This window comes from Streptomyces sp. NPDC088252 (assembly GCF_044740965.1).
In the GTDB taxonomy this organism is placed as follows: Bacteria; Actinomycetota; Actinomycetes; order Streptomycetales; family Streptomycetaceae; genus Streptomyces.
The window spans coordinates 374,056-397,405 of the sequence record NZ_JBIURS010000006.1; the positions used below are offsets into that span (position 1 = coordinate 374,056).

At 70.3% G+C, this 23,350-nt stretch carries 22 protein-coding genes; 19 read left to right on the forward strand and 3 right to left on the reverse strand.

The window, feature by feature from the left end:
• Positions 1–166: 166 nt before the first annotated feature.
• Positions 167–949: a peptidylprolyl isomerase gene (locus tag ACIOHC_RS15680; RefSeq protein WP_351074310.1), complete on the reverse strand. Its 783-nt coding sequence runs from the start codon at positions 947–949 to the stop codon at positions 167–169.
• Positions 950–1,098: 149 nt separating this feature from the next.
• On the opposite strand from ACIOHC_RS15680, the gene ACIOHC_RS15685 reads away from it, so the two are divergent.
• The 4 genes from ACIOHC_RS15685 (at position 1,099) to ACIOHC_RS15700 (ending at position 5,841) form a co-directional block, all read left to right on the forward strand.
• On the forward strand, positions 1,099–1,785 hold the full coding sequence (locus ACIOHC_RS15685; RefSeq protein WP_351074311.1) for an MBL fold metallo-hydrolase: 687 nt from the start codon (positions 1,099–1,101) through the stop codon (positions 1,783–1,785).
• Between the two features lie 14 nt (positions 1,786–1,799).
• Complete coding sequence (hisS, locus tag ACIOHC_RS15690) at positions 1,800–3,062, forward strand: histidine--tRNA ligase (RefSeq protein WP_351074313.1); 1,263 nt, start codon at positions 1,800–1,802, stop codon at positions 3,060–3,062.
• Between the two features lie 686 nt (positions 3,063–3,748).
• Entirely contained in the window at positions 3,749–4,384 is a 636-nt protein-coding gene (locus tag ACIOHC_RS15695) for a vitamin K epoxide reductase family protein (protein ID WP_401842969.1), read from the forward strand.
• Between the two features lie 74 nt (positions 4,385–4,458).
• On the forward strand, positions 4,459–5,841 hold the full coding sequence (locus tag ACIOHC_RS15700; protein ID WP_401842970.1) for a replication-associated recombination protein A: 1,383 nt from the start codon (positions 4,459–4,461) through the stop codon (positions 5,839–5,841).
• An 81-nt stretch (positions 5,842–5,922) separates the two neighbouring features.
• Here the strand turns inward: ACIOHC_RS15700 and ACIOHC_RS15705 are convergent, their stop codons facing one another.
• On the reverse strand, positions 5,923–6,624 hold the full coding sequence (locus ACIOHC_RS15705; RefSeq protein WP_351074317.1) for a DUF2470 domain-containing protein: 702 nt from the start codon (positions 6,622–6,624) through the stop codon (positions 5,923–5,925).
• Between the two features lie 188 nt (positions 6,625–6,812).
• Here ACIOHC_RS15705 and rpsD point away from each other — a divergent pair, with 188 nt between their 5' ends.
• Positions 6,813–7,427: a 30S ribosomal protein S4 gene (rpsD, locus tag ACIOHC_RS15710; RefSeq protein WP_351074319.1), complete on the forward strand. Its 615-nt coding sequence runs from the start codon at positions 6,813–6,815 to the stop codon at positions 7,425–7,427.
• Positions 7,428–7,444: 17 nt separating this feature from the next.
• Here rpsD and ACIOHC_RS15715 read toward each other — a convergent pair whose 3' ends face one another.
• Complete coding sequence (locus tag ACIOHC_RS15715; RefSeq protein ID WP_401842972.1) at positions 7,445–9,649, reverse strand: ATP-binding protein; 2,205 nt, start codon at positions 9,647–9,649, stop codon at positions 7,445–7,447.
• Positions 9,650–9,866: 217 nt separating this feature from the next.
• Here ACIOHC_RS15715 and ACIOHC_RS15720 point away from each other — a divergent pair, with 217 nt between their 5' ends.
• From ACIOHC_RS15720 to nusB, 14 genes are all read left to right on the forward strand, one after another.
• Complete coding sequence (locus ACIOHC_RS15720; RefSeq protein ID WP_351074349.1) at positions 9,867–10,316, forward strand: DUF948 domain-containing protein; 450 nt, start codon at positions 9,867–9,869, stop codon at positions 10,314–10,316.
• 7 nt (positions 10,317–10,323) lie between these two features.
• Positions 10,324–10,686, forward strand: a complete 363-nt coding sequence (locus ACIOHC_RS15725; RefSeq protein ID WP_351074322.1) for a DUF6167 family protein — start codon at positions 10,324–10,326, stop codon at positions 10,684–10,686.
• A complete protein-coding gene (gene alaS, locus ACIOHC_RS15730; RefSeq protein ID WP_351074324.1) occupies positions 10,686–13,355 on the forward strand; it encodes an alanine--tRNA ligase in 2,670 nt (889 codons plus the stop codon). The genes ACIOHC_RS15725 and alaS overlap by 1 nt, the downstream gene beginning before the upstream one ends.
• 8 nt (positions 13,356–13,363) lie before the next feature.
• The gene (gene ruvX / locus ACIOHC_RS15735; RefSeq protein ID WP_351074326.1) at positions 13,364–13,837 is read left to right on the forward strand and encodes a Holliday junction resolvase RuvX; all 474 of its coding nucleotides are present in this window, start codon (positions 13,364–13,366) and stop codon (positions 13,835–13,837) included.
• 95 nt (positions 13,838–13,932) lie between these two features.
• Positions 13,933–15,699, forward strand: coding sequence for an endolytic transglycosylase MltG (mltG, locus tag ACIOHC_RS15740; RefSeq protein WP_401842973.1), 1,767 nt, complete (start codon positions 13,933–13,935; stop codon positions 15,697–15,699).
• Entirely contained in the window at positions 15,696–16,523 is an 828-nt protein-coding gene (locus ACIOHC_RS15745; RefSeq protein WP_351074329.1) for a shikimate dehydrogenase, read from the forward strand. Before mltG ends, ACIOHC_RS15745 begins: the two co-directional genes overlap by 4 nt.
• Before the next feature lie 145 nt (positions 16,524–16,668).
• Positions 16,669–17,853: a chorismate synthase gene (gene aroC / locus ACIOHC_RS15750; protein WP_351074331.1), complete on the forward strand. Its 1,185-nt coding sequence runs from the start codon at positions 16,669–16,671 to the stop codon at positions 17,851–17,853.
• On the forward strand, positions 17,850–18,401 hold the full coding sequence (locus ACIOHC_RS15755) for a shikimate kinase (protein ID WP_351074333.1): 552 nt from the start codon (positions 17,850–17,852) through the stop codon (positions 18,399–18,401). The genes aroC and ACIOHC_RS15755 overlap by 4 nt, the downstream gene beginning before the upstream one ends.
• Positions 18,398–19,492 carry a 3-dehydroquinate synthase gene (gene aroB / locus ACIOHC_RS15760; protein ID WP_365690358.1) on the forward strand — a complete coding sequence of 365 codons (1,095 nt, stop codon included), beginning with the start codon at positions 18,398–18,400 and terminating at the stop codon, positions 19,490–19,492. Before ACIOHC_RS15755 ends, aroB begins: the two co-directional genes overlap by 4 nt.
• Positions 19,489–19,929, forward strand: coding sequence for a type II 3-dehydroquinate dehydratase (aroQ, locus tag ACIOHC_RS15765; protein ID WP_351074335.1), 441 nt, complete (start codon positions 19,489–19,491; stop codon positions 19,927–19,929). The genes aroB and aroQ overlap by 4 nt, the downstream gene beginning before the upstream one ends.
• 145 nt (positions 19,930–20,074) lie before the next feature.
• Positions 20,075–20,884, forward strand: a complete 810-nt coding sequence (locus ACIOHC_RS15770) for a Pro-rich N-terminal domain-containing protein (RefSeq protein WP_351074337.1) — start codon at positions 20,075–20,077, stop codon at positions 20,882–20,884.
• Between the two features lie 103 nt (positions 20,885–20,987).
• Positions 20,988–22,094 (forward strand): aminopeptidase P family protein, encoded by a 1,107-nt coding sequence (locus ACIOHC_RS15775; protein ID WP_351074338.1) that lies wholly within the window; start codon positions 20,988–20,990, stop codon positions 22,092–22,094.
• Between the two features lie 50 nt (positions 22,095–22,144).
• Positions 22,145–22,711: an elongation factor P gene (gene efp, locus ACIOHC_RS15780; protein WP_351074340.1), complete on the forward strand. Its 567-nt coding sequence runs from the start codon at positions 22,145–22,147 to the stop codon at positions 22,709–22,711.
• A gap of 2 nt (positions 22,712–22,713) precedes the next feature.
• A complete protein-coding gene (nusB, locus tag ACIOHC_RS15785; protein WP_326764531.1) occupies positions 22,714–23,145 on the forward strand; it encodes a transcription antitermination factor NusB in 432 nt (143 codons plus the stop codon).
• Positions 23,146–23,350 lie beyond the last annotated feature (205 nt).

Below are 23,350 nucleotides of genomic sequence, written 5' to 3' on the forward strand. Positions count from 1 at the left end.
TGCCCGCGAGAGGGTTCGCCCCCCTGGCATCGTCCACAGTTTCCTGGGGCGGGCAGCGCCCGCCCTGCACAACGCCAATCTAGGCGACCGGCCGCCCGGCTGTCCGCACTCAGCGCGGCCGAAAATAATCCGGCCCGCCTCGCCGTCACCGGCCGGCCCGGTCCCGTCACGACTTGTCGACAGCGACCTTCGAGATGTCCACGGCCTTCTTCGGCGCACCGTCGGCCGCCCCGCCGGTCACCCCCGCCGCACCGATGTCCTTGACGGCCTTCAGGGAGGCGTCGTCCATCGTGCCGAACGGCGTGTAGGTGGGCGGCAGTTTGCTGTCCTTGTACACGAGGAAGAACTGGCTGCCGCCGGTGTGCGCCTGGCCGGTGTTCGCCATCGCCACCGTGCCCGCCGGATACGTGACCGTGCCGTCCTTGCCCGCCTTGCCCAACGCCGTCAGATTCTCGTCGGGAATCGTGTAACCCGGGCCGCCCGTGCCGTCGCCCTTGGGGTCACCGCACTGCAGGACGAAAATGCCCTGCGTGGTCAGCCGGTGGCACTTCGTACCGTCGAAGAAGCCCTTGTCGGCCAGCGACTTGAAGGAGTTCGTGGTGTGCGGGGTCTTCGCCCCGTCCATCGTGAACGCGATGTCGCCCTGGCTCGTCTTGAGCGACATCGTGTACTTCGCTTTTTTGTCGATCTTCATCGCGGGCTCGGGCGCGCTGCTCTCGCTCGCCGACGGGGAGTCGGAGGGGCTTGCGGCCGCGTCGCTCCTGTCCTTCTTGCCGTCGCCGTCGATGGCGAGATACGCACCGACCCCGACGACCGCCACCACGGCGACCGCGGAAGCGATGACGACGGTCAGCCGCCGCGTCCTGCGGCGGGCCTCCTCCCGGCGCTGCTGCTGCCGCTCGAACTTCTCCCTGGCGAGCTGCCGCCGCCGCTGATCGCTGCTGACCACCGGGTGATCTCCTTGTGGGTCGTGTGATTGGGGCCTGGGCTGCCCGTACCGTATATGGGTTAGCTGTGGAATGAGGAGCGCCGGTAGGCTCTGAAGTGCTGCGACCTCCTCAGTCGCGATTCGCCGTCGGACGACCATTAAGGACGATCGTGCTCATTGCCGGGTTCCCCGCCGGGGCCTGGGGGACCAACTGCTACCTGGTCGCCCCGGCCGCAGGCGAGGAGTGCGTGATCATCGACCCCGGCCATCAGGCCGCGTCAGGAGTCGAGGAAGCACTGAAGAAGCATCGGCTGAAGCCCGTCGCCGTCGTACTGACCCACGGCCACATCGACCACGTCGCCTCGGTCGTCCCGGTGTGCGGCGCGCACGACGTCCCCGCCTGGATCCATCCGGAGGACCGGTTCATGATGAGCGACCCGGAGAAGGCCCTCGGCCGCTCCATCGGGATGCCGCTCATGGGTGAGCTGACGGTGGGGGAGCCGGACGATGTCCGGGAACTGAGCGACGGGGCCCTGCTGAAGCTGGCCGGTCTGGAGTTCGGTGTCGCGCACGCGCCCGGCCATACCAAGGGGTCGGTGACGTTCAGGATGCCCGAGGCCGCGGATGTTCCGCAGATCCTCTTCTCGGGCGACCTGCTCTTCGCCGGCTCCGTCGGACGCACCGACCTGCCCGGCGGCGACCACGCCGAGCTGCTCGAGTCGCTGGCCCGTGTGTGCCTGCCGCTCGACGACTCGACCGTGGTGCTGTCCGGCCACGGCCCCCAGACGACCATCGGCCGCGAGCGCGCCTCGAATCCGTATCTGCACGGTATGGACGCGCCCCGACGAGGAATGTGACGAGAGAAATACCCGTGAGCACCTTCAAGGCCCCCAAGGGCACGTACGACCTGACCCCGCCCGATTCCGCGAAGTACCTCGCGGTGCGCGAGGCGATCGCCGCACCCCTGAAGAACTCCGGCTACGGCTACATCGAGACGCCCGGGTTCGAGGACGTCGCCCTCTTCTCGCGCGGTGTCGGCGAGTCCACCGACATCGTGACCAAGGAGATGTACACCCTCACCACCAAGGGCGGCTCCCAGCTGGCGCTGCGCCCCGAGGGCACCGCGTCCGTGCTGCGCGCGGCTCTGGAGGCCAACCTCCACAAGCTCGGCAACCTGCCCGTGAAGCTTTGGTACTCCGGCTCGTACTACCGCTACGAGCGCCCGCAGAAGGGCCGCTACCGGCACTTCTCGCAGGTCGGTGCCGAGGCGATCGGCGCGGAGGACCCGGTGCTGGACGCCGAGCTGATCATCCTGGCCGACCAGGCGTACCGCACGCTGGGCCTGCGGAACTTCCGCATCCTGCTCAACTCGCTGGGCGACAAGGAGTGCCGCCCCGTCTACCGGGACGCGCTCCAGGGCTTCCTGCGCGAGCTCGACCTGGACGAGGAGACGCGTCGCCGCATCGAGATCAACCCGCTCCGGGTCCTCGACGACAAGCGGCCCGAGGTGCAGAAGCAGCTGGTCGGCGCCCCGGTGCTGCGCGACTACCTGTGCGACGCCTGCAAGGCGTACCACGAGGAGGTGCGTGACCTGCTCTCCGCGGCCGGTGTGGTGTACGAGGACGACGAGAAGCTCGTCCGCGGTCTCGACTACTACACCCGCACCACCTTCGAGTTCGTCCACGACGGGCTCGGCTCGCAGTCCGCGGTGGGCGGCGGCGGACGCTACGACGGCCTGTCCGAGATGATCGGCGGCCCGGCGCTCCCGTCGGTCGGCTGGGCGCTCGGCGTGGACCGTACGGTGCTCGCGCTGGAGGCGGAGGGCATCGAGCTCGAACTCCCCGCGACCACCAGCGTCTTCGCCGTGCCACTGGGCGAGGAGGCCCGGCGGGTGCTCTTCGGGATCGTCACGCAACTGCGCCGCGAGGGCGTGGCAGCGGACTTCGCGTACGGAAACCGTGGCCTCAAGGGTGCGATGAAGAGCGCGAACCGGTCGGGAGCGCGGCTGACGATCGTGGCGGGCGAGCGGGACCTGGCCGAGGGACTCGTCCAGCTCAAGGACATGGAGTCCGGCGAGCAGACGGCGGTGCTGCTGGCGGACGTGACCGGGGCGATCCGCGAGCGACTGGCCTAGGACCTCTCGTTCGGATCGGACCGGCGCACCTGCGTGGCGCGGGCTCGCGGGACGGGCCGGAACAGCGGTTCGTCCGGCGAGCCCCCTTCCGCGCAGGGCCGGCCGGCGCCGCCCCGCGCGGTGGCCGCCGCGCCGGTCCTTCCGGCGGACGGGAGGCGGGCACGGCGCAGGGCCGCAGGTCCGAGCACCGCACGCCCGTCGCCGACGTGCTGACGTCCTCGTGGCCGTGCGGCCCGGGAAGACCGCGGATGATGTGCGTCACCGCCTCGCACGGCGTCAACCCGGAGGCGGAGGATTCACCCCGCCGGACGGTTCCTGCCCGATACCCCGACGGCGTTCAGTAGATGCCGGGTCCCCGCCGAGCGCCCGGCCCCTCTCCGCACCGGGACACGGCGATCCCGCGGCGCTCCTCCCGGCCCCGCCCGGCCCGAGCGCTCCCTGCCCCTCGCCTCGGCGGATCCCCGGGTCCGAGCCGTCGACCACGGCCGGTTCGCCGCCGCTGCCGCGCGGGACGCCCCCGCCACCCCGGGCGAGGTCCGGGTCCGGGGCCATGACCGGACCGAGTGGTCCGGTCCGGTCGCACATCGGGCTTCACGTACACCTTTATGTCCATCGAACAGAAGCCCAGCGGCGCTGTGCGGCACAATGACCGTGCCCAGCAGGCCACTCACTGATGGAACGGCGATATGACGACTGCAGCGGTTGACCATCCCTCCTCCGACCAGGACGAGGACGGCGTGAAGAGGACCATCGGCGGCAGTCGGGCGTTCGCAATGCTGCTGGTGATCACGGGCGCCGCCGGACTCCTCGCCGCCTGGGTCATCACGATCGACAAGTTCAAGTTGCTGGAGGACCCCAGCTTCACGCCGGGCTGCAGTCTCAACCCGGTCGTCGCCTGCGGCAACATCATGAAGAGCGAGCAGGCCGCCGCCTTCGGTTTCCCGAACCCGATGCTCGGTCTGGTCACCTACTCCGTGATCATCGGCATCGGCCTCGCGCTGCTCGCGGGCGCCCGCTTCCGCAGCTGGTACTGGCTCGGAATGAACGCCGGCACGCTGTTCGGCGTCGGCTTCTGCACCTGGCTCCAGTACCAGTCGCTCTACACCATCAACTCGCTCTGCCTGTGGTGCTGCCTGGCATGGGTCGCCACGATCTTCATGTTCTGCTATGTCACCACGCACAACATCAAGCACCGGATCCTCCCGGCGCCGAACTGGCTGCGCAACGGACTGACGGAGTTCCACTGGGTGCCGCCGGTCCTGTGGATCGGCATCATCGGCATGCTGATCCTGACCCGCTGGTGGGACTTCTGGACCAGCTGACCGGCGCCGCCACCGGGCTCCTGCCGGGCGACGGCCCGGCAGGGATGTCAGTGCCGTGACATAGGGTTCAAAACGTGGAGCCCGACCTCTTTACCGCAGCCGCCGAAGACCGCCAGGACAAGGACCCGTCCAGCAGCCCCCTGGCTGTCCGGATGCGCCCGCGCACCCTCGACGAGGTCGTCGGCCAGCAGCATCTGCTCAAGCCGGGCTCGCCGCTGCGCCGTCTCGTCGGCGAGGGGAACGGCGGGCCGGCGGGCCCGTCGTCCGTGATCCTTTGGGGCCCGCCAGGCATCGGGAAGACGACTCTCGCGTACGTGGTCAGCAAGGCCACCAACAAGCGCTTCGTCGAGCTCTCCGCGATCACCGCCGGCGTCAAGGAGGTGCGGGCCGTCATCGAGGGTGCCCGCCGCGCCACCGGGGGCTACGGCAAGGAGACGGTCCTCTTTCTCGACGAGATCCACCGCTTCTCCAAGGCGCAGCAGGACTCCCTGCTCCCGGCCGTGGAGAACCGCTGGGTGACGCTGATCGCCGCGACCACCGAGAATCCGTACTTCTCGATCATCTCGCCGCTGCTGTCGCGCTCGCTGCTGCTCACCCTGGAATCCCTCACCGACGACGATCTGCGCGGCCTGCTGCGGCGCGCCCTGGCCGACGAACGCGGACTCGGTGGCACGGTGGCGCTGCCGAAGGACGCCGAGTCGCATCTGCTGCGCATCGCGGGTGGTGACGCCCGCCGGGCCCTCACGGCGCTGGAGGCCGCGGCCGGTGCGGCGCTGTCCAAGCAGGAGAAGGAGATCACTCTCCTGACCCTGGAGGAGACCGTCGACCGCGCCGCCGTCAAGTACGACCGGGACGGCGACCAGCACTACGACGTGGCGAGTGCGCTCATCAAGTCGATCCGCGGCTCCGACGTGGATGCCGCGCTGCATTACCTGGCCCGGATGATCGAGGCGGGGGAGGACCCCAGGTTCATCGCCCGGCGGCTGATGATCTCGGCGAGCGAGGACATCGGTCTCGCCGACCCCACGGCGCTGCCCACCGCCGTGGCGGCCGCCCAGGCGGTTGCCATGATCGGATTCCCGGAGGCGGCGCTCGTCCTGAGCCACGCGACGATCGCCCTGGCGCTCGCCCCCAAGTCCAATGCGGCGACACTGGCGATATTCGCCGCCCAGGAGGATGTGCGGAAGGGACTCGCGGGTCCCGTCCCGGCGCATCTGCGCGACGGCCACTACAAGGGCGCCGCCAAGTTGGGCCATGCCGTGGGTTACGTGTATCCGCACGATGTCCCCGGAGGTATCGTCGCCCAGCAGTACGCCCCGGACGCCGTCCGTGACCAGCGGTACTACCGGCCCACGCGCTACGGCGCGGAGGCGCGCTACGCGGATGTGGTGGAGCGGGTCCGCGAGCGGCTCGGCCGCACGGGCTCCGACGGCGGGGCGAGCCCGTCCGCCGACTGAGTACGGCGGAGAGGGACGCGCGGGGCCGCTGAAGACGCGCAGAGCCTTGAGTGCGCAAGGAGCGCAGTCGGGGCCGGCGGCTCAGCCCACCGCGGCCTCGAAGAGCGTGTGCACGGCGTGGCGCAACTCGCCGACGTCGCGCACCGGCCCGGGGAATTCGAAGCGCGCATCGAAGCAGCGGTCGCGGTCCTCGCAGAGGCGTACCCGCAGCCCGTACCGGTCCAGCGCCAGCGGCACGACGACGGGCCGACGTGACGCGCGGGACGGGGCCGGACGCTCGCCGAGCAGCCCGAACAGCGCGTCCAGCTGTTCGCCGTGCGCCGCGTGCAGATGCTGGAGCAGTTCCGCCTCGTGTCCGACGAGCGGGTCGGGGGCCGCGTCCCGGAACGCGTCGGGTTCGACGTCCTCGGCGCCCCACAGATCGTCGATGTACGCCTCGCCCGTCTCCAGCCGCAGCGTCGTCCCGCCCGGCCCGGACATGCCCGGGACGGTGGTGAGCCACCCGGAGACCCACGCGCGACCGCGGATGCGATGGGGCACGGAGACCGGGGCGACGTCCGTGATCTCCAGCACAGCCGTCAGCTCGTCGTCCTCTGCGTGCGTCGCCGCCCGTACGACCGGGGAATCCGTGGGGAGTTCGAGGAACAGATCCCCGTCGGGGCCCACGCCCCTGGTCAGCGGCATCAGCTGATCCGGGCCTGCGGCGTTCAGCCCGGGGACGAGCAGTACCGCCGAACAGGTACTCTGTACGAGAGTTCGTGTGCGCTCGGCTGCTGACGGCATCCGAGTGTTTTCAAGCCCGCCGGGACGCGGCTGACCACGATCTGATCGGTCCTCCGTCGTATCGACGCCCTGAGGGGTGTCGACGCTGTCAGTGCTGTCCGTGACGTGTGTGGTGTTCCCCGGGCGAGACATGCGATCTCCTCAAGTAAGGTGAGCCTAACCTAACCTACAACGGAGGTCTGGAGAACGTGCCTAACCAGTCGCGTCCCAAGGTCAAGAAGAGCCGCGCGCTCGGCATCGCGCTGACGCCGAAGGCCGTCAAGTACTTCGAGGCCCGCCCCTACCCGCCGGGCGAGCACGGCCGTGGTCGCAAGCAGAACTCGGACTACAAGGTCCGTCTGCTGGAGAAGCAGCGCCTGCGTGCCCAGTACGACATCAGCGAGCGCCAGATGGCGCGTGCCTACGACCGCGCCAAGAAGGCCGAGGGCAAGACGGGCGAGGCGCTCGTCGTCGAGCTGGAGCGTCGTCTCGACGCCCTGGTGCTGCGTTCGGGCATCGCCAGGACCATCTACCAGGCCCGCCAGATGGTCGTCCACGGTCACATCGAGGTCGACGGCCGCAAGGTCGACAAGCCGTCCTTCCGTGTCCGTCCCGACAACATCGTGATGGTCCGCGAGCGCAGCCGCGACAAGCACCCCTTCCAGGTTGCCCGCGCCGGTGGCTACGCCCCCGACGGCGAGACCCCGCGCTACCTGCAGGTGAACCTGCAGGCCCTGGCCTTCCGCCTCGACCGGGACCCGAACCGCAAGGAAATCCCCGTGATCTGCGACGAGCAGCTCGTCGTCGAGTACTACGCCCGCTGATCCAGGCGCAGCCGCATTCAGCAGCGCTCCGGCCCGCCCCTCCCCGATGTACGGGAGGCGGCGGGCCTCCGCGTTCTCCCGGGGCCGGGCAGGGGGCCGGGCAGCCGGCCCGCCGGCTGCGCCCGGTTCGCGGGCCCGCTACCGAGCGCCCTGGCCACCGCCGCGTCCAGATCCAGCTGCCCGCCCGCGCGCAGCCCCGACTCGTAGGGGCCGTCGCCCAGCTCCCGGCGGGCCAGCTCCTCGCACCGGACCCGGGGCTGCCCGTAGTAGGCCGATCCGAACAGCGGCAGCCCCACCGACGGCCAGATCCGGTCGGCGGCGCCCTGCAGCACCGCTGCCTCCGCCGCGTCCCCCTCGACCGCCGTGACCAGTGCCAGCAGCTCCAGCGCGAGGACCGAGCCCAGCAGATCGTGGAAGGCGTGACCGATCGACAGACACTCGCCGAGCAGCTCCCGGGCCCGGTCCGGCCCGCCCCGTTGCAATGCGGCGAAGGCCAGCACGTACAGCGCGTACGAGAGGGCCCACCGCTCCCCGTGGTCCTCGCAGATCTCCCTGACCTCCTCGCAGATCGCGGCCGCCCCGTCCAGGTCCCCGTGGAATCCGACCGCCATCGCCAGCTCGATCTGGGCCATCAGTACATTGCTGTTCAGCTCACCGAGTTCCCGGTAGCGGCCGAGCGCGTCGCCCAGCAGCTCCTGTGCCCTGACCATGTCGTCCGTGAGGAGCGCAAGGTACCCCATCCGGTGCACCGCGTACGCGAGCGCCGTGGAGTCGCCCGCCCGGTCCGCCTCGTCCCGGCACTCCTGCAGCGCGGAGACCGCACCGACCGGGTCGCCCTGCAGCACGGCCACATGTCCGAGCACCCACAACGCCTTGAGCCGCGCGGAGTCGTACGGTGACTCCTCCTCCAGCACATGGTGCAGCCAGTGCCGGCCCTCCGAGAGACGTCCGCACCCGACCCAGAGGAACCAGAGGGTGCCCGCCAGGTACTGCGCGAGATGCGCCTCGCCCGCGCTCTCCAGCGAATACTCCATCGCCCGCCGCAGATTCGGCAGTTCGCTCTCCACCCGGGCGGCCACCTCGTCCTGCCGCGGGCTGAACCAGTCGAGCTCGCACATGGTCGCCAGCCCCAGGAACCAGTCCCGGTGGCGGCGTCTCAACCGGTCCGTCCCACCCGTGGCCGCCAGCCACTCGGCGCCGTACTCGCGCACCGTGTCCAGCATCCGGTAGCGGGTGCCGGCCGCCGAGTCCTCACGCAGGACGACGGACTGCGTGAGCAGCCCGGAGAGCACGTCGAGCACCGATTCGGCCGGCAGATCGGCTCCGCTGCAGATGTACTCGACGGCCTCCAGATCGAACTGCCCGGCGAACACCGAGAGCCGCGCCCACAGCAGCCGCTGCTCCGGAGCGCAGAGTTCATGACTCCAGCCGATGGCCGTGCGGAGTGTCTGGTGGCGCGCCAGCACGCTGCGGCTGGAGCCGGTCAGCAGCCGGAAGCGGTCGTCCAGGCGCTGCAGCACCTGTTCGGTGGAGAGCGCGCGCAGCCGTCCGGCGGCCAGTTCCAGCGCGAGCGGGATTCCGTCCAGCCGGTGGCACAGCTCGCGCGCGATCGCTCGGTTGTGGTCGGTCAGCCGGAACTCCGGCCGTACCGCGGCGGCCCGCTCCTCGAAGAGGAGCATCGCGTCCTCGTCGGTCATCGGCGCGAGCGGGAAGGTGACCTCGCCGTCCAGCTCCAGAGGCAGTCGGCCGGCGGCCATCACCCGCAGTCGCGGCGCCCGGCGCAGCAGTTCACGCACCAGCTCGGCACAGGCGTCCACGAAGTGCTCGAAGCCGTTGATCACCAGGAGCAGTTGGCGACCCGCGAGATGTTCGAGGAGCGTCGTGCGCGGTGGTCTGCCGGTGTGATCGGTGAGCCCGAGGGCGTCGACCAGCGCGTGGTCCAGCAGCTCCGGATCGTGGAGGGCGGACAGTTCCGCCATCCAGACTCCGTCGCAGTACCGTTTCTCCAAATGTTTGGCGATCTTGGCGGCGCAGCGGGTCTTGCCCACTCCGCCGACCCCGACCACGGTGACGAGCCTCGACTCGTTCAGCAGCCGACCGAGGGCGGCCAGTTCGTCCTTCCGCCCCACGAATCTGTTCAGTTCCGCCGGGAGATTGCCGAGGGCGCCGACGGGGTCGCTCGGATCGTGGGGGGACGGGCGGGAGCGCTGGGGGCGTCGCATGAAACACGCAGAGTACTGGTTCGGAAGCTCTCCGTACAATCTCCTTATGGCAACTCGCCCCCTCCCGCCGGTAATGCGGTACGGGGCGCGACCACCGGCGCGATAGGCTCGGGAGACGACGACCGGCTGTTGTGACAGCGGTCGCCGGACCGAGCAGAGACAGACAGTACAGAGACAGCGACAAGCTAGAGAGCGGTGCACTGTGTCCGGTGGAGAGGTGGCCGGGATCCTGGTGGCCGTCTTCTGGGCGATCCTGGTTTCGTTCCTCGCCGTCGTACTGGTGAGGCTGGCCCAGACGCTCAGGGCGACCACCAAGCTCGTGGCGGACGTGACCGAGCAGGCGGTCCCGCTGCTTGCCGACGCCTCAGCCACGGTTCGCTCCGCACAGACCCAGCTCGACAAGGTCGACGCGATCGCGACGGACGTCCAGGAAGTCACCTCGAACGCCTCGGCGCTCTCCACCACCGTCGCCTCGACCTTCGGCGGACCGCTCGTCAAAGTCGCCGCGTTCGGTTACGGGGTACGGCAGGCCATCGGCCGCAAGGCCGGTCCGGAGCCCGGCCCCGCCCCTCGGCCGGCCCGTCGCACGGTGATCGTCGGGCGCACGGTGCCGTCCGCGCGTGGCAGGAAGCGCGGCGGCAGAAACTCCCGCGGATCTAAGGACTGACGCAGCGATGCTCCGCCGTACGTTCTGGTTCACCGCCGGTGCCGCCGCCGGTGTCTGGGCCACGACCAAGGTCAACCGGAAGCTCAGGCAGCTGACCCCGGAGAGTCTCGCGGCGCAGGCCGCGGACAAGGCGATCGAGACCGGTCACAAGCTCAAGGACTTCGCTCTGGACGTCCGTGAGTCGATGGCCCGGCGAGAGGCCGAGCTGGGCGAGGCGCTGGGCCTGGAGGCGCCGGTCGCCCCGGACCTCCCCGTACGGCGTCATTTTGCCGTCGAGGCGGCCGAACCCGTCGGACCGGACAGGCCCCTCGAAGTCGGCAACCACCGCAAGCTCCCCTACAACTCGTACAACCGGAATGAGGACCACTGATGGAGTCGGCTGAAATTCGTCGCCGCTGGCTGAGCTTCTTCGAGGAGCGCGGTCACACCGTCGTCCCTTCGGCGTCGCTCATCGCGGACGACCCGACTCTGCTGCTGGTCCCCGCGGGCATGGTCCCCTTCAAGCCGTACTTCCTCGGCGAGGTCAAGCCGCCCGCGCCGCGGGTCACCAGCGTGCAGAAGTGTGTCCGTACGCCGGACATCGAGGAGGTCGGCAAGACCACCCGGCACGGCACGTTCTTCCAGATGTGCGGCAACTTCTCCTTCGGGGACTACTTCAAGGAAGGCGCCATCAGCTACGCCTGGGAGGCCCTGACGGCCTCCGTGGCGGACGGCGGCTTCGGTCTCGACCCCGAGAGGCTGTGGATCACGGTCTATCTGGACGACGACGAGGCCGAGCAGATCTGGCGGGACAAGATCGGCGTACCGGCCGAGCGCATCCAGCGCCTGGGCAAGAAGGACAACTTCTGGTCCATGGGTGTCCCCGGTCCCTGCGGCCCCTGCTCCGAGATCAACTACGACCGCGGCCCCGAGTTCGGCGTCGAGGGCGGCCCGGCCGTCAACGACGAGCGGTACGTGGAGATCTGGAACCTGGTCTTCATGCAGTACGAGCGGGGTGCCGGTGACGGCAAGGAGGACTTCCCGATCCTCGGCGACCTGCCGTCGAAGAACATCGACACGGGCCTGGGTCTGGAACGCCTCGCCATGATCCTGCAGGGCGTACAGAACATGTACGAGACCGACACCCTGCGCGTCGTCATGGACAAGGCCACCGAGCTGACCGGTGTGCGGTACGGCGCCGACCACGGTTCGGACGTCTCGCTGCGCGTGGTCGCCGACCACATCCGCACCTCCGTGATGCTCATCGGTGACGGCGTCACTCCCGGCAACGAGGGCCGCGGCTACGTACTGCGCCGGATCATGCGCCGCGCCATCCGCAACATGCGGCTGCTGGGGGCCACCGGACCGGTGGTCAAGGACCTGGTCGACGTCGTGATCGAGACGATGGGGCAGCAGTACCCGGAGCTGATCACCGACCGCAAGCGCATCGAGACCGTCGCCCTCGCCGAGGAAGCCGCGTTCCTCAAGGCCCTCAAGGGCGGCACCAACATCCTCGACACCGCCGTCACGGAGACCAAGGCCGCCGGTGGCAAGGTCCTCGCCGGCGACAAGGCGTTCCTGCTCCACGACACCTGGGGCTTCCCGATCGACCTCACCCTGGAGATGGCCGCCGAACAGGGCCTCTCGGTGGACGAGGACGGCTTCCGCCGTCTGATGAGGGAGCAGCGGGAGCGGGCCAAGGCCGACGCCAAGGCCAAGAAGACCGGCCATGCCGACCTCTCCGCCTACCGCGAGGTCGCCGACAACTCCGGCATCACCGAGTTCACCGGCTACACCGCCACCGAGGGCGAGTCGACGATCGTCGGTCTGCTCGTCGACGGCGTGCCCTCGCCCGCCGCCTCCGAGGGCGACGAGGTCGAAGTCGTCCTGGACCGCACCCCGTTCTACGCCGAGGGCGGTGGCCAGCTCGCCGACCAGGGGCGTATCCGGCTCGACAGCGGCGCCGTCATTCACGTCCGCGACGTCCAGCAGCCCGTTCCCGGCGTCTCCGTCCACAAGGGTTCGGTGCAGGTCGGCGAGGTGACCGTCGGCGCCAGTGCCTACGCCGCCATCGACAACACCCGCCGCCGCGCCATCGCCCGCGCCCACAGCGCCACGCACCTCACGCACCAGGCGCTGCGCGACGCCCTGGGCCCGACGGCCGCCCAGGCCGGTTCGGAGAACTCGCCGGGCCGCTTCCGCTTCGACTTCGGTTCGCCCGCCGCCGTACCCGGCACGGTGCTCACCGATGTCGAGCAGAAGATCAACGAGGTCCTCGCCCGCGAACTCGACGTCCAGGCCGAGGTCATGCCGATCGACGAGGCCAAGAAGCAGGGCGCCATCGCCGAGTTCGGCGAGAAGTACGGCGAGCGGGTCCGGGTCGTCACCATCGGCGACTTCTCCAAGGAGCTCTGCGGCGGCACGCACGTGCACAACACCGCCCAGCTGGGTCTGGTGAAGCTGCTCGGCGAATCGTCCATCGGTTCCGGCGTGCGCCGCATCGAGGCCCTCGTAGGCGTCGACGCGTACAACTTCCTCGCCAGGGAGCACACGGTTGTCGCCCAGCTCCAGGAGCTGGTCAAGGGCCGTCCCGAGGAGCTGCCGGAGAAGATCGCCGGAATGCTCGGCAAGCTGAAGGACGCCGAGAAGGAGATCGAGAAGTTCCGCGCGGAGAAGGTCCTCCAGGCCGCCGCCGGACTGGTCGATTCCGCCAGGGACGTACGCGGCGTCGCCCTGGTCACGGGCCAGGTACCGGACGGCACCTCGGCCGATGACCTGCGCAAGCTCGTCCTGGACGTCCGAGGACGTATCCAGGGCGGCCGCCCGGCCGTCGTGGCCCTGTTCACGACCGCCAACGGCCGTCCCCTGACCGTGATCGCCACCAACGAGGCCGCCCGTGAACGCGGACTCAAGGCCGGTGACCTGGTCCGTACGGCCGCCAAGACCCTCGGTGGTGGTGGCGGCGGCAAGCCGGACGTCGCCCAGGGCGGCGGCCAGGACCCGGAGGCCATCGGCGCGGCCGTGGCCGCGGTCGAACGTCTCGTCACCGAGACGGCGTGACGGCGGGGATGACTCGGATGCGCCGCGGTCGTCGTCTCGCGATCGATGTCGGGGACGCCCGGATCGGGGTCGCCTCGTGCGACCCCGACGGGATCCTCGCCACGCCGGTGGAGACCGTTCCGGGACGCGATGTCCCGGCGGCCCACCGGCGGCTCGGGCAGATCGTCGAGGAGTACGAGCCGATCGAGATCATCATCGGCCTGCCGCGGTCCCTCGGCGGCAGTGAGGGGCCTGCCGCAGCCAAGATCCGGGTCTTCGCCCAGGAGGTGGCACGCTCGGTCGCACCCATTCCGGTGCGGTTGGTGGACGAGAGGATGACCACAGTAACGGCGAGTCAAGGACTGCGCGCCTCGGGCGTGAAGTCCAGAAAAGGCCGTTCCGTCATCGATCAGGCTGCCGCTGTGGTGATCCTCCAGAACGCTCTGGAGTCCGAACGGGCGTCAGGCAAAGCCCCGGGCGAAGGCGTCGAAACGGTTGGCTGATCGCGATACGGTAACGTTCCGCGCGATGTGGCGGTGTTCGAACACACACCGCACAGCAAAGAGACGGAACGTCGTCTCGCGGCACTAGGGGATCGATGACTGAGTATGGCCGGGGCCCCGGCTCCGAACCGTGGCATCCCGAGGATCCCCTGTACGGGGACCAGGGATGGGGAGGACAGCAGTCCGCCCACGGCCAGAACCAGTACGGCGGCGGGCAGCAGCCCTACCCTCAGGACCCGTACCAACAGCAGCCGCACCCGCAGCAGCAGGATCCGTACGCACAACAGCAGGATCCGTACGAACAGCAGCAACAGCATTTCCCGGACCCGTACGCCCAGCAGCAGCCTTACCAGCCGCAGCAGCCGGCGTACGGGGCCCCGCAGGATCCGTATGCGCAGCAGCAGCAACCCCAGCAACCTCATCAGCCTCAGTACGACAACGGCGGCTGGGACACCGGGCAGCAGTCCGCCGGGATGCCCTACGACCCCCAGACGTCGGCCGACCCCTACGGCGGCAGGCAGGCCGGCTACGGCGAGACGCCCGACCACTACGGCACGCCGGAGGCCTATCCGCCGCCGCAGCCTCCGGGCCGCCGGGAGGCCTCTCCCCAGCAGACCCCCGCGCAGAACCCCGACTGGGACCCGGAGAACAAGCCGGAGGAGACCCACCCCTTCTTCACGGGCGACGACGGCGACAAGGACGACGACGAGTACGACGACGACCCGCGTGAGTCACGCCGTGGCAGTCGCGGCGGCAACGAGCGCCGCGGCAAGGGCAAGAAGAAGAGCCGCAGCGGCTGCGCGTGCCTGGTCGTCTCGCTGGTCCTCGCCGGCGGCCTCGGGGGAGTGGGCTACCTCGGGTACACGTACTGGCAGGACAAGTTCGGCCCGGCACCCGACTACGCCGGGACGGGCACCGGCGAGGTCGAGGTCGAGATCACGAAGGGCGCCCTCGGCTACGACATCGGCAACATCCTGAAGCAGAAGGGTGTTGTCAAGAGCGTCGACGCGTTCGTCGCCGCGCAGAACGAGAACCCCAAGGGCAAGTCCATCCAGGCCGGCGTCTATCTGCTCCACGAGAAGATGTCCGCGGCCGAGGCGCTGAAGCTGATGCTCGACCCGAAGAGCCAGAATCTTCTGATCTTTCCCGAGGGCACACCCAACCGCGACGTCTACACCAAGATCGACAAGAGGCTGGGCCTCAAGAGCGGGACGACCAGCGGGATCGCCAAGAAACAGTCGGGCAGCCTGGGGCTGCCGGACTGGGCCGACGGCCACCCGAACGTCCTCGATCCTCTGGAAGGGTTCCTCTACCCGGCGGCCTACCCGGTCACCAAGGGCATGAAGCCGGAGGCCGTCCTGAAGAAGATGGTCTCCCGCGCCAACGAGGAGTACGACAAGGTCGACCTGGACGGCAACGCCCAGAAGCTGGGTCTCAAGAGCCCTTGGCAGTTGATCACGGTCGCCAGCCTCGTCCAGGCCGAGGGCAAGTACAAGCACGACTTCGACAAGGTCTCGCGCGTCGTCTACAACCGGCTCAAGCCCAACAACACCGAGACCAATGGCCTGCTCGACTTCGACTCCACCGTCAATTACGCGAAGAAGCAGAGCACACTCGATATAGGAGCGGTGTCGGGCCTACGGGAGTTCAAGCACCCGTACAACACGTATTACATCCACGGTTTGCCGCCGGGCCCGATCAACAACCCCGGTGATGCCGCGCTGCAGTCGGCGATCAAGCCCACCCCCGGCCCTTGGTACTACTTCGTGTCCGTGACCGCGGACAAAACGGTGTTCTCGGTGACCAACGCGGAGCACGAGCGGAATCGCAAGAAATACGAACAGGAGAAGTCGGGCCAGTGAGCACCATCCGACGGGCAGCCGTTCTCGGCTCGCCCATCGCCCACTCGCTCTCCCCGGTCCTGCACCGGGCCGCGTACGCCGAACTCGGCCTCACCCACTGGACGTACGACCGGTTCGAGGTCGACGAGGCGGGCCTCCCCGCCTTCATGGCGGGGCTCGACTCCACCTGGGCGGGGCTCTCGCTGACCATGCCGCTCAAGCGTGCGATCATCCCGCTGCTGGACTCCATCAGCGGGACGGCGTCGTCGGTGGAAGCCGTCAACACGGTCGTCTTCACGGAGGACGGCCGCCGGATCGGCGACAACACCGATATCCCCGGCATGATCGCCGCGCTGCGCGAACGCGGTGTGGAGAAGACCGACTCCGCCGCCGTCCTCGGCGCCGGAGCGACCGCTTCCTCGGCGCTCGCCGCGCTGGCCGGGATCTGTACGGGACCGGTGACCGCGTACGTCCGCAGCAAGGAACGGGGCCAGGAGATGCGCGGCTGGGGCGAACGCCTCGGCGTCGACGTCCGGATCTCCGACTGGGCGGAGGCCGGGCAGGCGCTGCACGCTCCGCTGGTCGTCGCCACCACCCCGGCCGGGGCCACTGACGCGCTGATCGACGCCGTACCGGATCGGCCGGGCACCCTTTTCGACGTGCTGTACGAGCCCTGGCCGACCGGACTTGCCGCCGCCTGGACGGCCCACGAAGGCGCAGTCGTCGGAGGTCTCGACCTCTTGGTGCACCAAGCGGTCCTCCAGATCGAGCAGATGACCGGCCGTGCGGCCGCTCCGCTCGCGGCCATGCGGCGGGCCGGGGAAGCGGCGCTCGCCGCCCGCTGACCCCCGCGCCCGTCCGGGGGCGCGTCCGTCTGCTGGACCGGCGGCCGGTTCACGCCCCTGGGCGTGGGAGGATCGAAGGCGGCGGGCCAGGGTCGCGCACCCGGTCGCGCCGTCGCAGTTCCAGGCGCGAGCATGAGGAGCACCGTTGAGCAGGTTGCGCTGGCTGACCGCGGGGGAGTCGCACGGCCCCGCACTCGTGGCGACGCTGGAGGGTCTTCCCGCCGGTGTCCCGATCACCACGGAGATGGTGGCGGACGCACTCGCCCGGCGGCGGCTCGGATATGGCCGCGGTGCGCGGATGAAGTTCGAGAGGGACGAGGTCACCTTTCTCGGCGGGGTGCGCCACGGTCTCACGATGGGCTCCCCGGTCGCCGTGATGGTCGGCAACACCGAGTGGCCCAAGTGGGAACAGGTCATGGCGGCCGACCCGGTCGACCCCGAGGAACTGGCCGCGCTGGCCCGCAACGCCCCGCTGACCCGCCCGAGGCCCGGTCACGCCGACCTCGCGGGCATGCAGAAGTACGGCTTCGACGAGGCCCGGCCGATCCTGGAGCGCGCCAGCGCGCGTGAGACGGCGGCCCGGGTCGCGCTCGGCGCCGTCGCGCGGTCGTACCTCAAGGAGACCGCGGGCATCGAGATCGTCAGCCATGTCGTCGAGCTGGCCGCGGCCAAGGCGCCGTACGGCGTCCTGCCGACGCCCGCCGACGTCGAGCGGCTCGACGCCGACCCGGTGCGCTGCCTGGACGCCGACGCGAGCAAGGCGATGGTCGCCGAGATCGACCAGGCCCACAAGGATGGCGACACCCTCGGCGGTGTGGTCGAGGTGCTGGCGTACGGGGTGCCCGTCGGTCTTGGCTCGCACGTGCACTGGGACCGCCGTCTCGACGCCCGGCTCGCCGCAGCCCTGATGGGCATCCAGGCCATCAAGGGGGTCGAGGTCGGCGACGGCTTCGACCTGGCCCGGATCCCCGGCTCCAAGGCACACGACGAGATCCTGGTCACCGAGGACGGCATCAAGCGTGCCTCCGGCCGCTCCGGCGGCACCGAGGGCGGTCTGACCACCGGCGAGCTGCTGCGGGTGCGCGCCGCGATGAAGCCCATCGCGACCGTGCCCCGCGCGCTCGCCACCGTCGACGTCGTCACCGGCGAACCCGCCAAGGCTCACCACCAGCGCTCCGATGTCTGCGCCGTGCCGGCTGCGGGCATCGTCGCCGAGGCGATGGTCGCGCTGGTGTTGGCCGACGCCGTCGCCGAGAAGTTCGGCGGGGACAGCGTCCCCGAGACCCGGCGCAATGTGCGGTCGTACCTCGACCACCTCCAGATCCGATGAGCGGCCCCCTGATCGTCCTCGTAGGCCCGATGGGCGTGGGCAAGTCCACCGTCGGTGAACTGCTCGCCGACCGGCTCGGCACCACCTACCGGGACACCGACGCGGACGTCGTCGCCACGGCCGGCAAGCCGATCCCGGAGATCTTCTACGACGAGGGCGAGGAACACTTCCGGGAGCTGGAGCGACAGGCCGTGCGCGCCGCCGTCGCCGAGCACACCGGTGTCCTCTCCCTCGGCGGCGGTGCCGTGCTGGACGACACGACCCGAGCACTGCTCGCCGACCACCCCGTCGTCTATCTCTCGATGGACGTGGAGGAGGCCGTCAAGCGGGTCGGCCTGAACACCGCCCGCCCGCTGCTCGCCGTCAACCCGCGCCGCCAGTGGCGCGAGCTGATGGACGCCCGCCGCCACCTGTACACCGAGGTGGCCCGCGCGACCGTCGCCACCGACGAGCGCACCCCCGAAGAGGTCGCCCAGGCGGTCCTCGACGCACTGGAACTGCCGGAACGCACGGACGACCCCGTCACCCCCGGCCGGGAGAACACATGACCGAGCAGGACCCCACCCGTATCCGGATCGCCGGCAGCGCGGGCACCGACCCGTACGAGGTGCTGATCGGCCGGCAGCTGCTGGGCGAGCTGCCTTCGCTCATCGGCGACCGCGCCAAGAGGGTCGCCGTCCTGCACCCCGAGGCGCTCGCCGAGACCGGTGAGGCGGTCCGCCAGGACCTTGCCGCGCAGGGCTACGAGGCCATCGCGATCCAGCTGCCGAACGCCGAGGAGGCCAAGACCGTCGAGGTCGCGGCGTACTGCTGGAAGGCGCTCGGGCAGACCGGCTTCACCCGCACCGACGTCATCGTCGGCGTCGGCGGCGGAGCCACCACCGATGTGGCCGGATTCGTCGCGGCGACCTGGCTGCGCGGGGTGCGCTGGATCGCCGTACCCACCACCGTCCTCGCCATGGTCGACGCGGCCGTCGGCGGGAAGACCGGCATCAACACCGCCGAGGGCAAGAACCTCGTCGGCGCCTTCCACCCGCCCGCCGGGGTCCTCTGCGACCTCGCCGCCCTGGACTCGCTGCCCGTCCACGACTACGTCAGCGGACTGGCCGAGATCATCAAGGCCGGCTTCATCGCCGACCCGGTGATCCTCGACCTCATCGAGGCCGACCCGGAGGGTGCCCGTGTCCCCACCGGGCCGCACACCGGCGAGCTGATCGAACGCGCCATCCGGGTCAAGGCCGAGGTCGTCTCCGGCGACCTCAAGGAATCCGGACTGCGCGAGATCCTCAACTACGGCCACACCCTGGCCCACGCCATCGAGAAGAACGAGCGCTACAAGTGGCGGCACGGCGCGGCCGTGTCGGTGGGCATGGTCTTCGCCGCCGAGCTGGGCCGGCTGGCCGGACGCCTCGACGACGCCACCGCCGACCGGCACCGCGCGGTCCTGGAGTCCGTCGGACTGCCGCTCACCTACCGCGGCGACCAGTGGCCCAAGCTGCTGGAGAACATGAAGGTCGACAAGAAGTCCCGCGGCGACCTGCTGCGCTTCATCGTCCTCGACGGGCTCGGCAAGCCCACCGTGCTGGAGGGCCCCGACCCGGCCGTGCTGCTCGCCGCCTACGGGGAGGTGTCGGCGTGACCCGTCGGGTTCTCGTCCTCAACGGGCCGAACCTCGGCCGGCTCGGCTCCCGCGAGCCCGATGTGTACGGCGCCACGTCGTACGCCGGACTCGTCGAAACCTGTCAGGCCGTCGGCAAGGAGCTCGGCTTCGATGTCGACGTCCGGGAGACCAACGACGAGGGAGAGCTGATCCGCTGGCTCCACGAGGCAGCGGACGGTTCAGTTCCGGTCGTTCTCAACCCGGGGGCGTTCACCCACTATTCGTACGGAATGCGGGACGCGGCGGCCCAGCGCACCGCCCCGCTGATCGAGGTGCACATCTCGAACCCGTACGCCCGGGAGGAATTCCGCCACAACTCCGTGGTGGCGCCGGTCGCCACGGGGACCGTGGCCGGATTCGGCATCGGTTCCTACCGTCTCGCCCTGCGCGCTCTCGCCGACGAGTTGACCGACTGACGGACCGGCACACCGGAAGGCCGAGCGGCCGACCGGGCACTGTGCGCCGTCCCCGACCGTTGCCTCTGTGGCGGCCGGGGACGGTACGGTTGCCGTTCCACCAGCGCCAGCCCCTAGTTGCCTGTACGAGACGGAGTGGCACCGGATGCAGCACGCAGTGGGGGCCCCGCTGCCGCCGCCACAAGGCCCCGGAAGCGGACCTGTCGGCTGGACGCACCAGGCCCGGCACCCCGGACCGCCGGGGCCGCCGCCCACCACCCCTCCCACGCCCCAGAGCTGGAGCGGACCCGCCCCGCAGCACGCCCCGCCTCCCTCCAGGGAGACCACCGGACTCGTCCAGCTGCCGCCCGGCGGCCCTGTTCCGCTGCCCGCGCCGCCCGCCGGGCCCGGCACCGGGAGCGCGACCCTCGCCGTCCTCCTGATCGGCCCCGCGGGCGCCGGCAAGACCACCGTGGCCAAGCTCTGGGCCAGCCGTCGTCGGGTCCCCACGGCCCACGTCAGCCTCGACGACGTCCGTGAGTGGGTCTGCTCCGGCTTCGCCGACCCCCAGGCCGGTTGGAACGACCACTCCGAGGCCCAGTACCGCCTCGCCCGTCGTACCTGCGGCTTCGCCGCCCGCAACTTCCTGGCCAACGGCATCTCCTGCATCCTGGACGACGCCGTCTTCCCGGACCGGCCGGTCGTCGGCCTCGGCGGGTGGAAGCGCCATGTCGGCCCCGGACTGCTGCCCGTCGTGCTGCTGCCCGGCCTGGAGATCGTGCTGGAGCGCAATGCCGCCCGCAGCGGCAACCGCCGCCTCTCGGACGAGGAGGTGGCCAGGATCCACGGCCGGATGGCCGGCTGGTACGGCTCCGGGCTGCCGATCATCGACAACTCGACCTACGACGTGGAGACCACCGCCCGCGTCCTGGACGACATACTCGCCCGTTCCCTGGCGAGCCCACCGGCCTGGTGAGCCCCGGACGGACGGTGGACCCGCCCCGGTGACGGGTCCGTCCGGGGCCCCGGTCGGATGCGCTGACCGAGCAGGCCCGCGCAAGCGCTCGTAGGCTCGTGACATGTCAGACGTGTACGCCGTCCGCCGCGGGCTGCTCCGCGACCGGTGCGCCGCCGTCGGATCCGCGGCCGCTCTGGTCTCCCGCCCCGCCAACGTCCGCTACCTCGCAGGCGGAGCGCCCGCCGGTGCCGTGCTGCTGCTCGGCCCCGGCGAGGACGTCCTGCTCTGCTCCGGCGAGCCGACCGGCGACCCCGCCGAGGGACGGACCGACGATCGGCTGCGGGTTTCGTCGCTGCCCGCCACCGACGGCGATCCGGCGGTCGCGGCCGCCGATCTGGCCGGCACCTCGGGTGCGGAGACCCTGGCCGTCGAGGAACACCATCTGACGGTCGCCCGCCACCGGGCCATGGGCTCGGTCGCCCCCCGGCTCCGGCTGGCCGATCTCGGGGCCACGGTCGAACAGCTGAGGGTCGTCAAGGACGAGGAGGAGATCGCCTGTCTGCGGATCGCCGCGGAGATCACCGACCAGGCCCTGGGCGAACTCCTCGAATCCATCCTGGTGGGCCGCACCGAACGGCATCTCGCCCTGGAGCTGGAGAGGCGCCTGGTGGACCACGGCGCCGACGGCCCCGCCTTCGCCACCTCGGTGGCCACGGGGCCGAACTCCGGCCAGGGCCGCCACCGGCCCTCGGACCGGCGGGTGGAGGAAGGGGATTTCCTCTCCGTCTGCCTCGGTGCGAACTATCGCGGCTACCGCTGCGAGATCGGCCGCACGTTCGTCATCGGGACGACGCCCGCCGACTGGCAGATCGAGCTCTACGACCTGGTTTTCGCCGCTCAGCGGGCCGGACGCGAGGCCCTCGTGCCCGGTGCCGCGTACCGCGATGTGGACCGCGCCGCCCGCCACCTCCTGGACTCGGCGGGTCACGGCGGGGGCCTCGCGCCCTGGACCGGGCACGGGGTGGGGCTCGAAATCGACGAGGACCCGCAGCTGGCACCTGCGGCCATGGGTAAACTGGACGCTTGTGTGCCGGTCACCGTCGAACCGGGGGTCCACCTCCCGGGCCGGGGCGGGGTCCGGATCGATGACACGCTCGTCGTGCGCCCCGAGGCGGACGGCGGACCCGAGCTACTCACCATTACGACCAAGGAGCTGCTCGCGCTCTAGCGCGCATCCTCGGTCGTTCCACCAGCTTCAGTCCAGGAGATTCCGCAACCGTGGCTTCCACGAACGACCTCAAGAACGGCCTGGTGCTCAAGCTCGACGGAGGCCAGCTCTGGTCCGTCGTCGAGTTCCAGCACGTCAAGCCCGGCAAGGGCCCGGCCTTCGTGCGCACCAAGCTCAAGAACGTGCTGTCCGGCAAGGTCGTCGACAAGACGTTCAACGCCGGCGTGAAGGTCGAAACGGCCACCATCGACCGTCGCGACATGCAGTTCTCGTACATGGACGGCGAGTACTTCGTCTTCATGGACATGGACACCTACGACCAGCTCATGGTCGACCGGAAGGCTGTCGGCGACGCCGCCAACTTCCTGATCGAGGGCTTCACCGCCTCCGTCGCCCAGTACGAGGGCGAGGTGCTCTACGTCGAGCTGCCCGCCGCCGTCGAGCTGACGGTCAAGCACACCGACCCGGGCGTCCAGGGCGACCGCTCCACGGGCGGCACCAAGCCCGCCACGCTGGAGACGGACTACGAGATCGGCGTCCCGCTCTTCATCACCACGGGTGAGAAGATCAAGGTCGACACCCGCACGGGCGACTACCTCGGCCGGGTGAACGGCTAACCGTGGCTGCTCGGAACACGGCCCGCAAGCGCGCCTTCCAGATCCTCTTCGAGGCCGACCAGCGCGGTGAGTCCGTGCAGACGGTCCTCGCGGACTGGGTGCGGCACTCGCGGACCGACAGCCGTCAGCCGCCGGTCACCGAGTACACGATGGAGCTCGTCGAGGGGTACGCGCAGTACGCGGACCGGATCGACGACCTCATCGTGACCTACGCCGTGGACTGGGAGATCGACCGCATGCCGGTCGTCGACCGGAACATCCTGCGGCTCGGTGCGTACGAGCTGATCTGGGTGGACGGGACCCCGGACGCGGTGGTGATCGACGAGGCGGTCCAGCTCGCCAAGGAGTTCTCCACCGACGACTCCCCGTCCTTCGTGAACGGGCTGCTGGCCCGGTTCAAGGACCTCAAGCCGAATCTCCGCCGGGAGCAGTAGCCGCCGGTGGCGTTCAGCCGACGAAGGGCCCACGGTCATCCGACCGTGGGCCCTTCGGCATGGGGCGTCCGACCGCCGCGTACAGAAAAGCCGTGCCGGGGCGGGCGCCCGGCCCGGCGGCCCCCCCCCGCCCCGCGGGACGGTTATGCAGCGGGCCGGCCGCCCCCGTAGGGGGGGCCCGCGCGCCCCGCGTCCGCCGCCCGCC